Raw genomic sequence first — 11,855 nt, 5'->3', positions numbered from 1 at the left:
GAGGGGTTTTGTTAAAATTAAGTGTCAAAGACGAGATAGTACTATTCAATACACATGTCAAGTTGAATTTCATAATCAAGGCCACTGGTTATCTGGCCCAGTGGTCGAAGCCTTTGCTCATCCTAAACTGTAAGTAAAGGATCATAGTATAGTTTATGCTTCTTCCTATCTTTATTATACCCTAAATCATACCCTAAATCGAGGAAAAATTAAGGTATGGTCACAGTGACGCCCCGGAATTTGTCAGGTGCCTGTCACCACCCGAAAAATATTGTTTCACAAAATGTTTCACGAATTGGGTGGTGGATAGGTTATATGGATTGGGAAGTGGGAGGGGATGTGTTTGACGGTTGGTTTTGCTTTTTCCTCAAAAGCAAGGCTAATTCTTCCCTTTCTTTTTCAATGTTTTTGGTTAGCTTTTTTTGTATTTTGAAATGCACTTGCTTCTTCCAAAGCGGCTTCAATGGTCGTAATGCCTTTTTGTTCCCAATCCTCTAAAATCCTTCTTACATACCCTACCCTTCTTTTATTCCAATCTTGGGTGTAACTTCTAAACTTTAAATTCGTTCATTTTTGCTCAATAAGATTGAACACTTTTTGCTAAAACATCGCCTATTTTTTGCACCCGGTTCTAGGCATGTCTTTTTGATGAGCTGAATGGATGTTTGCTTTACGTATAATTTTTGGTCTTTATCGAGTGAATATTGTCGTTGAAATGAGCCAGTTAAGACAAAGGTGATCCACTTACTGGGAAACACTACTATTCTAACCTCAGCGTTAGCTGCTTGCCCTCGTTTTAAGTTCCTGCCACCATCCAAAATTTATCCAATGGGAGTGTGATGTTGGGGGTGGTTGTCAGTATTTTTTCGAATTATAGAAATTTCTTGAATTTCATTTAAGAAATTGGGAAGAGTGTACGTGGATTTAATGTATAGTCCTAAAATTTACTTAAAATAAAATTTTTCCTCGTAAGGACTTATGAAAAATTCTCTTTTTCATAGGTGTTTTCAAATTTTATTAACGAAGTCCATAACCATTTCCCTCTTTTCTTTGCATGCACAATGATTTTAAAACAGGTATAATACCATCAAACAGAACAGATATTTCTTTGAAGGAAGAGTTTTGGATGGCAAAGATTGTTCCTAGCGTTGGATTAAAGGGGATGGAAGGATACAAAGTTCAGGTAGAGGTCCAGTTGATTCCAGGTGTTGAAGGGGTTAGTATTGTCGGACTTCCCGATGCGTCTGTAAAGGAGTCTAAGGATCGGGTGATGGCGGCCTTGTATGCGAATGATTGTCAGCTTCCGGATAAAAAGGTGGTGATTAATCTATCGCCGGCGGAGCAGAAGAAAAATAGTCCGATTTTTTGATTTGGCGATGGCGATTGGGATTATGAAAGAAGCGGGGGAATTTCGGGATTCCATTCCAGATGGGGCTGCTTTTTTAGGAGTGTTGTCTTTAGATGGATCTATAAAGGCTGTTGATGGCATGTTACCGGCCATTTTGGCAGCGAAAACAGCAGGCTTTACCATTTTATATCTTCCTCCCTTGGACGATTTCCTACTTCAACAAATAGAGGGGTTGGTATTTCGGTTTGTCGAGACTTTACAGGAAGTGATTGAATCTTTTTCTGGACAGTTATCTGCTTTTTCTACCACATTATCTTCACCTTTACCACCTTCCACAGCTTCTGTGCATCAAAAAGATTTTAAGCATATCTTAGAACATCAGCAAGTGAAAAAAGCGTTGGAGATTGCTGCTGCCGGAGGGCATAATGTGATGATGACAGGTCCCCCGGGCTGTGGAAAAAGCTTGCTTGCGGAGACGTTTCCTTCGATTTTACTTTATCATTCTCATGAACATCAGTTTGAAGTGGTCAGTATCTATCAATTAGCTGGGGTGGAAAAACCTCATTTAGGGCTCCCTCCATTTCGACATCCTCATCATTCAGCATCGGCTGTTTCCCTTGATTGGCGGAGGTTCAAATCCGAAACCCGGAGAAGCGAGACAGGTTCCTTGATTGTTTGAAATATTCTAGTCCAACTAAAAAGCCTCCTGATGAGAAGACTTTATATAGAGTGCAAGTTGGCGCAATTTCAAATAAGACAAATGCAGAAGCACTATTGAAAAAGGTGAAAACTGCAGGGTTTGATGGGTATGTTAAGTTTGAATGAAGTGTCATATACTGATAACATCAGGCTAATATCTGCTTAATCATAAAGCCTCATTATAAGCATTAGTATTAAAGGGAATAATCATTTATAATGGTGGTATAGATTTTTGTAGCACAAGAAAGTTATTATCAGCTATTAAAAAAAGAAGGAGGAGGTGTCCTTCATGAAGATATATGTGAAAAATGATGATGGGAAAATGTACGAAGCTTTCCAGGTTGATAAAAACACCTATACGTTTAAAACAGAAAATAAAACATTTGAACTTTCACTTTCAGAGTCCAATGAGGTACATGGTTTTAGCAATTTATCAGCGGAACAAAAGAAGAGAATGACAAAAGTAATTTTTTCAAATGATGATATTTTAGAACAGTTAAGAGACGCTAGAAAAAATAGAGATAGTGATTTTTCATATTATAGTGGCGATGAAATGGAATTTGACAAATTAGTGGATGAGATTAATAGTGACAGTTAAAGAAATCCACTATGAAGTTACTTGGGGACAAAAAGCAAGAGTGAAACTTGCTGAGATGAAACCGTATAAAATTGATCCAAAATTGGTTTTCCGAAACTCTAAAAGCATATTGTCAGTAAAATCAAGGGAAAAAGCTGTTGATGTTATAGACTATCCAAACTTTAAATTCAACAGTTATTATTGGATATATATAAACAATGTCATTATAGTCTATGATGTCCTTGAAGCAGAGAAAAAAGTGCTAATTGATGCCTGTTATTCTGCTCTAACAGGTTTTACATTGCAAAGATTTTTTGGTGAACATGATACACAGATCCACTATAATTTTACAGCACACTTCTTTTAAAAGAGATGTGCTTTTCTTTTATTTTCAAATGGAAGTATGGTCACAGTGACGCCCCGGAATTTAATCGAGAAAAAACTGATATATCCTCTGTCTATTTGTCTTTCGACAGGGCCTAACCCTGCATGTTATATTATATAAAGATGATAGTCGCTATTCCTTTAAATTGGATGTCTTTTTGTAATAAGGAGGCTTTTTGAAAACATGGATAAAGAAAACATGTATGGTTTAACAAGCAATACATTTTATACAATAATTAACACATTTAAAAAGTATTCAAATAGTATCGAAAAGGTTATTCTGTTTGGCTCAAGGGCTAGAGGAGACTATAAAGTTACATCTGATATTGATTTAGCTATCATTTTTAGGAACGATAACGAAGAAATTCATAAAATTATAGATGATCTTTCAGAAAAAAAGATTATACATACTTTGGATGTTGTGGATTATAACAAAATTAACAATCTAAAATTAAAGAATTATATAGATAATGAAGGAAAGACAATTTTTCTTGCAAATTCAAATGGAAAAGTGGTGGATAATATGAATAAAGTTATGGACAAGGTAACTGATTTAGAAAAAGCTATTAAAAAACTTCATGAAGCACTAGAAAGAGATGCAACTAATGATGATATTGTAATTGATGCTACTATCCAACGCTTTGAATTCACCTATGAACTTTCTTGGAAAATTTTGAAAGCTTATTTAGAATATAACGGTCTTCTTGAAGTATCCAGTCCAAGAAGAACAATAAAAGAAGCTTTTAAAGAAAAAATGATAAAAGATGGCGATAACTGGCTTAAAATGCTTGAAGATCGTAATAGGACATCACATACTTACGATGAGGCAACTGCTCTAGAAATTTATGGAAACATAAAAGGCATATATATTAAGCTTTTTGATGACCTATTAATAGAAATGAAAAAGAGTATATAGGTCCGAAGGTATGGTCACAGTGACGCCCCGAAATTTGTCGAACGGTGATAGATAAGGTGAATGGTAGAATATGATTACAGCCAAAAGAATGTACCACCAGTAAAGGTGTCAGGCACCACAAAACAGAGATAATTGAACAAAATTTGTAATTGATAAATTCACAATTGCCTGAATAATGTAAAATATTGTATTGTAATTGTAACTCATTAAAAGCTATATAACTATTGCTGGATTTTTGTAACAACAATAACAGTGATTGTAGCAATAATCACACTTGTCACCAATAAAACAAAGAAACATAACCGCTACCATGACGTGGATTAGCGGTTATATTTCTTTAGCTAGAAATGAGGTGTAATCGTGTCAGAGGATACAATTTATTTGTTGAAATGCATTGAGTGTGGTACGAAATTTTTTACAGAAGGGGAACGGGATTTTTATAACAGCAAAGGTCTCAATATGCCCAAACGATGCAAGGTGTGCCGTGATAAAAAGAAGGCTCGGTATGAGCAGGATCAAAAAGAAAGCGAAAAACTAGAAAAGCAAAAAGAACTCGGAGAGTTTCTATCAACTTTACCTCTTAAGCAGATAGAAAAGACAGAAATACCTTTGGCTGATTCTGCTACCTCGCTTTTCATAATAGGTAATGGATTCGATATAATGCATGGTGTCAAGTCCAGCTATTACAATTTCAGAGATACTATCGGAAGACATAATATATTGAGATTCACATTGGAAAACTATATCAGACAAGATGATGTATGGGGGAATTTTGAAGATGGCTTAGCATATTTAGATAGGGAAATGATGCTTGGAACCCTTGATGACTGGTTAGATGACTTTGATGTGCTTGACGAAAACGATGATGATTTTTCGGCTGCAGATTACTTTGCTGCTCAAGATATTGCTACATCTCAAGTATATATTCTAACTCAGGAACTTCCTAAGAGGTTCAGAAAATGGATAAACACATTAGAACCCCATAGCCTGACTCAGCCTCTAGAAGATGTATTAAAGGTGGAGGCGCGATTTATCAACTTTAATTATACTGAGTTTTTAGAAACAATCTATGGAGTGCCCAGAAAGAATGTTTTATATATCCACGGCGATAGAAGAGATAAGAAAGCACAACTTGTTTTGGGACATGGGCATGATATAGAAGAAGTATTTGAAGAATGGTATGAATCCAACAAAAATCGGAAGGAATTTCAACCAAAACTGTTTGAAAAAGATCGTCGATATGATCATAATGATAATCCAGTTTATTTAGGATACTTCTTAAAAGATGAAACAAAGGGAAATTGGAAGAGTCAAATGAGATATGATGCAATTAATAATACACTTGGCCTTATTGAAGATTATTATGAAAACTCAGCCAAGAAGACCAGTGAAGTTATATTCAGGAATCAGTCCTACTTCAAATCGCTGGAAGGCATCAAAAATATTGTTGTGATTGGACATTCATTATCGAAAGTTGATTATCCATATTTTAAAGAAATTATTAAATATAATAAGAACAGCTCCGAATTGAAGTGGTTCATTAGCTGGTATAGCTCAGATGGATTAAAGAAAATAACTAAATTTTTGTCGGACATGCAAATATTAGCTGAGAATGTTAAACTTTTTAGAGCTTAATCATAATTGAGTTTTCTCAAGAAGGGTTACAAGCCAAATTGAAGCGAATGGAGTGATGAAATGAGCCAATTAATGGAATACATTATAGCATTAACAAACCTTTACGGAATGGTTCATAAGGACAAAGTTTTAGAAATCTACAACAGCCAAAATGAAGTCCAGGGCAGTCTAGCCGATGTAGAGGAGCTTCTCAGCAGTCCAACGGAAGAATTGGAAAAGGCATTCATCTATCCTCATCAAGATTACTTTGTCCATGAGACCATCTTAGAAAATAATGACTTTGACTCGATGTTAAGGAGAAAAGCCGATAAGCCTCATTATGTTCCAAACAAGAATGAACTCCTCAAATATGTTGATGAAGGTTACTTTGAAAAATCAAAGCAATACATGGCTCTTTTGAAATATATAAAGAAGAACTTTTTTAAAGGCGATGATGAGAAGGCCGCCGAATGGCTCTGTGAAGATATTCATGGTACATGTCAGTTTGGAGCGGATATGCAGACCATTTTAGATGCTTTCAACGAACGAGGTATTAGCTTCGATGATATGGACCAGGTCAATGAAGTGATGAAGCTTGTTATGGAACTCTCTAATAATATTAGGATATGGGAAAACAATGGGCATACACCTCATGAAATATTTGAAAATTTTGAGAAGCCGCACTTAAGACCACTTCCTGATAAGCCCTTTGAGTTTGGCGGTTCTAATGTTATAGATATGAATTCCAGGAAGAAAATCGGCAGGAACGATCCATGTCTCTGTGGCAGCGGTAAAAAATATAAGAAGTGTTGTTTGGGGAAAGATGAAAACTAAGGTATGGTCACAGGGACGCCCCGGAATTTATCGAATGTTGGTAGGATAGAGGTGTAGGGGTGGTTGGGTTTGTTGTTGTGCTTCTTTCTATTATTTTTTTATAATATTTTATGCAGGATTTTGGGTTATTTTGTAGAATAGTCAGATGTAGATAGAAAAGGATCACTTTCATTTTAAACCTCAATTGTTACCCCATCCTATTTTTCTTTCCTATTTTATTTTTCATAATCTGTTTCTATTTCTTTTGTTGGTACGAATTGTATATTGAAACCATTTAAAATTGGAGGCATGCGTATGACTGTCAAGGTTTCAAGTGTTGGGTTAAAAGGTTTGGAAGGCTACCGTGTGCAGGTTGAGGTGAGGATTTCGCAAGACAAGGAATCGATGGTGATTGTAGGGCTGCCTGATGCTTCGGTTAAGGAATCACGAGAGCGGGTTTTAGCCTCGATTGCTCATTTTGATTTAGATGTTACCGACAAGAAGGTAGTCGTGAATCTTTCACCGTCTGATCAAAAGAAAAATGGATCCCTGTTTGATTTGGCAATTGCGATTGCTGCATTAAAAGAATTGAATGAAATTAAGCGTGACATTCCACCTGAGGCGGCGTTTATTGGTGCTTTATCACTTGATGGTACGGTTGTGAGTGGGGAAGGTATATTGCCTGCTGTTATTGCTGCTGAGGGGCTAGGGATTCACCGAGTCTATTTACCGTATGATCCTGTTCTACCGCTTCATATGCTAAAGGATATAGAATGTGTGGTTGTGCACCATATCGAGGAGGTGGTTCAGCATCTGGAAGGTCAAGAAAGTTTGTCCTTACACGCACACTCATCTCAAATGGAGCAATTGCCAGATACCCCTACCGCTCATCAAAAGGACTTTTGTCATGTGATTGGCCATGAACAAGCGAAAAGAGCCTTAGAAATTGCGGCTGCTGGTGAACATAATCTCCTCTTGAGTGGTCCACCGGGCTGTGGGAAAAGCTTGTTGGCTGAGACATTTCCATCTATTTTACCTGCCTTAACAAATCAAGCTCAGCTAGAGGTGATTAGTCTTTATCAGTTAGCGGGTGAAAAGCGCACCCAATATCAACTTGTTCCCTTCAGGCATCCACATCATTCTACTTCTGCTGTCGCCATTATTGGTGGTGGGTCGAACCCGCGACCTGGTGAAATTTCAATGGCTCATCGCGGCGTACTTTTTCTCGATGAGATTGCAGAATTCTCTAAGAAGACACTTGATATGTTACGCCAACCGCTAGAAACGGGTGAGGTGACAATTAGTAGAGTTCACTCTACCGTGACATATCCTTCTTCATTCATCCTCGTTGGCGCGATGAACCCTTGTCCGTGCGGATACCTCGGTTCTCATCATCATTATTGCACCTGTTCCCAAAAGCAAATTCAAGCCTATCGAAATCGGTTGTCAGGTCCTATTTATGACAGAATTGATATCCTCTTATCCTTACAGTCGGTAAATGTAAACCAGCCCTCTAAGGTGCAAGAAAACTCAAAAGATATTCGTAAACGTGTGGAAGCAGCACGCCTACGCCAGTTTGAACGCTATCAACAAGAAGTATCCAATGCGAAAGTTCCATTTGAAACCTTGGTTGAAATGAGTGCCTTGACAGCGGAACAGAAAAGGAGACTCACCCAAGTTTCTTCTAAACAAAACTGGAGCAATCGTGTCCAGATTAAAATTATCAGACTCGCAAGGACCATTTCTGATTTATCAGGAGAAGAACGCATAGCTGATCAAGCCATTTGGGAAGCAATGAACTTAAGACGCTGGGGTCAGAATAAACAACAATCAATTGCGAGGGAAACGTGATGCCCTATAAGAAAAGAGTATATATCGCAGATCGATTCTATCATATTGTTTGTAGGGGAAACCGCCGTGACCCTTTGTTTCGGAATACCAGTGACTTTCAAGCCTTTCTCCATATCTTGCAGCAACTCTATGAAAAGTACCCCTTCGAATTAGCTTCTTATTGCCTCATGAATAATCATTACCATTTACAATTACGTTCAAAAGAAATACCGATTTCAAAGCTAATGGCGTTGATCAATAAGCGTTACGCCAATTACTATAATACAAAATACCGCTTAACAGGCCACGTCTATGAGAAGCGGTTTTATGATAAGATTATTGAGGACAAACTAGGCATGTTAGAGGTCAGCCGTTACATCCATCTTAATCCAGTCGAGGCAAGAATGGTTAAGTCGCCAGAACTTTATCCGTGGAGCAGCTATATGTATTATAAGAATGGGAATTCATCAGCCCCATGTTATATGAATATAAATAGTTTACTAGATTACTATGAAGGGACAACAACGCAGAAACGGGAAAAGTACTTGGTCACAGTGACGCCCCGGAATTTGTCGAATGTTGGCAGGATAGAAGTGTAGGGGTGGTTGGGTTTGTTGTTCTATTTACCTATTTCTACTTGCGACATTCCATTCTGTGTTAATAGAGCCCTTCTATTCACTCGTTTTCACTCTCGGCATTCATTTTCGCGTTAATAGAGCCTTTCTATTCACTCGTTTTCACTCTTGGCATTCATTTTCGCGTTAATAGAGCCTTTCTATTCACTCGTTTTCACTTGCGACATTCCATTCTGCGTTAATAGAGCCTTTCTATTCACTCGTTTTCACTCTCGACATTCATTTTCACGTGTATGGTCACAGTGATGCCCCGGAATTGAGTAACGGTGTCAGGCACCATAAAAAGACAGATGGTTTTTTTTGAAAGATAAAGTATAAAATTTGTCTAGCTCCAGCGCCCTATCGACTAGAGTCGGTTCCCTCCTCTCCATCGATAAGTCAACATCGATTCACTTCGTGAACCGTGTTTCCTTTATCTCGCTCGATGAGGTCCACCGCCTTACGTCGATGATCAAGGGCGCTTGCGCTTTTCTTAACAGATAGGAATGTATAAAACTTTTCTATCTGCATAAGTGCAACTAAGGCATTCGCCACAAAGGCTTGGCGGATGCCAAGTTTTCTAATGTTTTCTGGGAAGCTGAACCATTTAATCGGTTAGACCACCCGAACCGGAAATATACGGGCGTAGGAAAGAATTTATTATGTTTTGCAATACACCAAAGCTTTGAACGTGGTTATGATGGGTATATAGGATTATCTGCAAAGGGAAACTTTAATGATAGGTATTATTTACAACTTGGAGCTATACAAGCAAGAGGTGGGATTCCTCCCTATTTTTATTTTCCAACTAGGTCTTCAATAAAGCTAGTCCATGATTATATGCCAGGAGGTGTTCAGGCGGTGTCGAAGTTAAAAAGTTTTGTTTTTGAATCTGTCCCAACTGGTATTCGTGCACATAGAAAAGGGGATGAAAAAGTGAAAAGAAACACAACATACACCGACGATATGGATCAAGCATTTCCAAGTGGAATCTATACAACGCCAAATGTTAAGGCTCCAAATTTGCGTTTTCGTGATTTGGATAAATGGCGTCAAGAGAATGGAAAAAGTCCAGAGTCATTGACTACTAAAGAGCTTGAACAGTTTAAAACCCATTAATGATTCAATAAAGTCTAATCATCAAAATATATCAATATTAAAGTGGCCTTTAGGGATATCTCTCTAAGGGCTTTTATTATGGATTGAGTTGTTTGCACTTGCCATGGAAACTAAAAACAATCTGTCGTCATCCCGACTTGTCATGAGCTTGGTGTTGACAGGTATTGCGACAAACATAAAAAGCAAATAACAAAAGAACAGAACAAGTCCAACTCTAAAATATACACCTATCAGTGGCGCAAGGTGAGCAGAGCATACTTAAAAGAAAATCCTCTGTGTGTTCATTGCCGAAGAGAAGGTAGACTAACACCAGCAACAGAAGTCGATCATACCATTCCACATGGTGGTGACATGAAACTCTTCTGGGACAAGCGCAACTGGCAGGATCTTTGTAAAATGTGCCACAGTAAGAAGATGGCTCTTGAAGATGGTGGATTTGGTAATGCACTCAAAAATTGAATATAGATAAGTAACTCGATTGTTAATGATACATAATCATGCTATAATTGGGGCATAATAATGAAATAAGGAGATGGTATTATGCCTGAAATTCGTCCGATAAAGGATTTAAGAAATACAACGGAAATCTCTGAACTGTGTCACCAAAGTAAGGAACCACTTTTTATCACAAAGAATGGTTATGGAGATTTGGTTGTCATGAGTATGGAAACCTATGAAAAGTCTTTAGCGAAGTTGGAGTTATATCAAAAGTTAGCTGAAGCAGAAGCGCAAATTAAAAACGGGAAAGAACTTTTAGATGGAGAAGAGGTCTTTAAGGATCTAAAGAAAAAACATGGAAGAAAATAAATACGCAATTAAGATTACACCAAAAGCATTTGAAGATTTAGATGAGATTTACAGCTACATCTCCACTGATCTTTACAATGAAGGTGCAGCTGACAACCTTATGGAAAAGATTGAAATGAGTATCATGAGATTAAAGGACTTCCCGTTTTCCTGTAGTTTTGTAACGGATGAAATATTAAAAGATAAAGGTTACCGTAAGCTCATCGTAGAAAATTACATTGCACTTTATCTAGTCAGAGAAGAAGAAAAGCAAGTTGTTGTCATGCGTGTTCTCTATGGTGGGCAAAAATACCAAGACCTTATTTAAGGTTTTAAACAAACAAAAAAAACCACTGGTTATCTGGCCCAGTAGTTGAAGCCTTTGCTGATCCTAAACTGTAAGTAAAGGATTATATATAAATAATAGTACTCTTCAGTAAAGGTGTCAGGCACTACAAAAAGACAGGGTTCAATCAGTGGACCACTAACAGATTCAACATTGAAAAATCTATTTTTTGACAGAGCTTTTGTTGGTGCTAGTGGCTTTGAGTTAAAAATGGGTATTAATACCCCTGATTTTAAAGAAGCAAGTAAGAAAACTATAGTAAACGAAAACTCTAAGAAATGTTATGTATTGGCGGATTATTCTAAGTACAATAAGAAAACTTTATGTAAGGCGTTTGAATTAAATCAATGTGTACTCTTAACCAACAAAGAAATCGCTGAACTGAATGGGAAAATTGAATATTACACCACTGAAACACAGTGACGTCCTATACAGTATATACAGTAAAGGTGTCAGGCACCACAAAAAGACAAATGGCGGTTTTTGTTTTTTCTGGGTGGACAAGAGATGGGGCTGTTATTCGTTGGGATAGTGATCTTTATTTTTTGTAGAATTATGTTTAGTATTAAGTTAAATATTTGAGGGAGGTATCATGCTTGGCAAGGAAAAAGCGCATTTGGTATTCTAATGCGAAGTATCATATTACAAGCCGGGGTATTCGAAGAACTACGTTATTCTATGATGACGAGGATCGTTTGGAGTATCTAAGGTTACTAGAGGAAACAAAGTTACTCTTCCTGTTTATTCTTCCCACTTATTGTCTCATGACAAACCACATTCACCTTCAAATGGAAACCCTTAATCTTCCC

At 37.3% G+C, this 11,855-nt stretch carries 15 protein-coding genes; all 15 read left to right on the top strand.

Annotation, left to right across the window (positions count from 1 at the left end):
• Positions 1-1,126: 1,126 nt before the first annotated feature.
• On the top strand, positions 1,127-1,369 hold the full coding sequence (locus tag RZN25_05860) for a magnesium chelatase domain-containing protein (protein MEQ6376351.1): 243 nt from the start codon (positions 1,127-1,129) through the stop codon (positions 1,367-1,369).
• 22 nt (positions 1,370-1,391) lie between these two features.
• Positions 1,392-2,027 carry an ATP-binding protein gene (locus RZN25_05855; protein ID MEQ6376350.1) on the top strand — a complete coding sequence of 212 codons (636 nt, stop codon included), beginning with the start codon at positions 1,392-1,394 and terminating at the stop codon, positions 2,025-2,027.
• A gap of 309 nt (positions 2,028-2,336) precedes the next feature.
• On the top strand, positions 2,337-2,645 hold the full coding sequence (locus tag RZN25_05850; protein ID MEQ6376349.1) for a hypothetical protein: 309 nt from the start codon (positions 2,337-2,339) through the stop codon (positions 2,643-2,645).
• Complete coding sequence (locus tag RZN25_05845) at positions 2,635-2,991, top strand: hypothetical protein (GenBank protein ID MEQ6376348.1); 357 nt, start codon at positions 2,635-2,637, stop codon at positions 2,989-2,991. Before RZN25_05850 ends, RZN25_05845 begins: the two co-directional genes overlap by 11 nt.
• 201 nt (positions 2,992-3,192) lie before the next feature.
• On the top strand, positions 3,193-3,924 hold the full coding sequence (locus RZN25_05840; protein MEQ6376347.1) for an HI0074 family nucleotidyltransferase substrate-binding subunit: 732 nt from the start codon (positions 3,193-3,195) through the stop codon (positions 3,922-3,924).
• A 360-nt stretch (positions 3,925-4,284) separates the two neighbouring features.
• Positions 4,285-5,559 carry a bacteriophage abortive infection AbiH family protein gene (locus RZN25_05835; protein ID MEQ6376346.1) on the top strand — a complete coding sequence of 425 codons (1,275 nt, stop codon included), beginning with the start codon at positions 4,285-4,287 and terminating at the stop codon, positions 5,557-5,559.
• A 60-nt stretch (positions 5,560-5,619) separates the two neighbouring features.
• On the top strand, positions 5,620-6,372 hold the full coding sequence (locus tag RZN25_05830) for an SEC-C metal-binding domain-containing protein (GenBank protein ID MEQ6376345.1): 753 nt from the start codon (positions 5,620-5,622) through the stop codon (positions 6,370-6,372).
• 294 nt (positions 6,373-6,666) lie between these two features.
• Positions 6,667-8,202 carry a YifB family Mg chelatase-like AAA ATPase gene (locus tag RZN25_05825; protein ID MEQ6376344.1) on the top strand — a complete coding sequence of 512 codons (1,536 nt, stop codon included), beginning with the start codon at positions 6,667-6,669 and terminating at the stop codon, positions 8,200-8,202.
• Entirely contained in the window at positions 8,202-8,780 is a 579-nt protein-coding gene (locus RZN25_05820) for a transposase (protein MEQ6376343.1), read from the top strand. Before RZN25_05825 ends, RZN25_05820 begins: the two co-directional genes overlap by 1 nt.
• 876 nt (positions 8,781-9,656) lie before the next feature.
• Positions 9,657-9,914 carry a hypothetical protein gene (locus RZN25_05815; protein ID MEQ6376342.1) on the top strand — a complete coding sequence of 86 codons (258 nt, stop codon included), beginning with the start codon at positions 9,657-9,659 and terminating at the stop codon, positions 9,912-9,914.
• Between the two features lie 243 nt (positions 9,915-10,157).
• Positions 10,158-10,373, top strand: a complete 216-nt coding sequence (locus tag RZN25_05810) for an HNH endonuclease (protein ID MEQ6376341.1) — start codon at positions 10,158-10,160, stop codon at positions 10,371-10,373.
• Between the two features lie 81 nt (positions 10,374-10,454).
• Positions 10,455-10,721, top strand: a complete 267-nt coding sequence (locus tag RZN25_05805; protein ID MEQ6376340.1) for a type II toxin-antitoxin system Phd/YefM family antitoxin — start codon at positions 10,455-10,457, stop codon at positions 10,719-10,721.
• Positions 10,708-11,028 carry a type II toxin-antitoxin system RelE/ParE family toxin gene (locus RZN25_05800; protein MEQ6376339.1) on the top strand — a complete coding sequence of 107 codons (321 nt, stop codon included), beginning with the start codon at positions 10,708-10,710 and terminating at the stop codon, positions 11,026-11,028. Before RZN25_05805 ends, RZN25_05800 begins: the two co-directional genes overlap by 14 nt.
• A 114-nt stretch (positions 11,029-11,142) precedes the next feature.
• Complete coding sequence (locus tag RZN25_05795) at positions 11,143-11,469, top strand: hypothetical protein (GenBank protein MEQ6376338.1); 327 nt, start codon at positions 11,143-11,145, stop codon at positions 11,467-11,469.
• A gap of 173 nt (positions 11,470-11,642) precedes the next feature.
• Positions 11,643-11,855 (top strand): transposase (locus tag RZN25_05790; protein ID MEQ6376337.1); only part of this gene is annotated, 213 nt, incomplete at its 3' end.

This window comes from Bacillaceae bacterium S4-13-56 (genome assembly GCA_040191315.1).
GTDB lineage: Bacteria > Bacillota > Bacilli > Bacillales > JAWJLM01 > JAWJLM01.
This window is presented reverse-complemented; position numbering and strand designations above follow the sequence as displayed.

Bases quoted from the DNA above. Each gene is read 5' to 3' on its own strand.
- RZN25_05825 (MEQ6376344.1), top strand. From the start codon at position 6,667: ATGACTGTCAAGGTTTCAAGTGTTGGGTTAAAAGGTTTGGAAGGCTAC.
- RZN25_05820 (MEQ6376343.1), top strand. From the start codon at position 8,202: ATGCCCTATAAGAAAAGAGTATATATCGCAGATCGATTCTATCATATT.
- RZN25_05805 (MEQ6376340.1), top strand. From the start codon at position 10,455: ATGCCTGAAATTCGTCCGATAAAGGATTTAAGAAATACAACGGAAATC.
- RZN25_05830 (MEQ6376345.1), top strand. From the start codon at position 5,620: ATGAGCCAATTAATGGAATACATTATAGCATTAACAAACCTTTACGGA.
- RZN25_05840 (MEQ6376347.1), top strand. From the start codon at position 3,193: ATGGATAAAGAAAACATGTATGGTTTAACAAGCAATACATTTTATACA.
- RZN25_05800 (MEQ6376339.1), top strand. From the start codon at position 10,708: ATGGAAGAAAATAAATACGCAATTAAGATTACACCAAAAGCATTTGAA.
- RZN25_05850 (MEQ6376349.1), top strand. From the start codon at position 2,337: ATGAAGATATATGTGAAAAATGATGATGGGAAAATGTACGAAGCTTTC.
- RZN25_05860 (MEQ6376351.1), top strand. From the start codon at position 1,127: ATGGCAAAGATTGTTCCTAGCGTTGGATTAAAGGGGATGGAAGGATAC.
- RZN25_05855 (MEQ6376350.1), top strand. From the start codon at position 1,392: ATGAAAGAAGCGGGGGAATTTCGGGATTCCATTCCAGATGGGGCTGCT.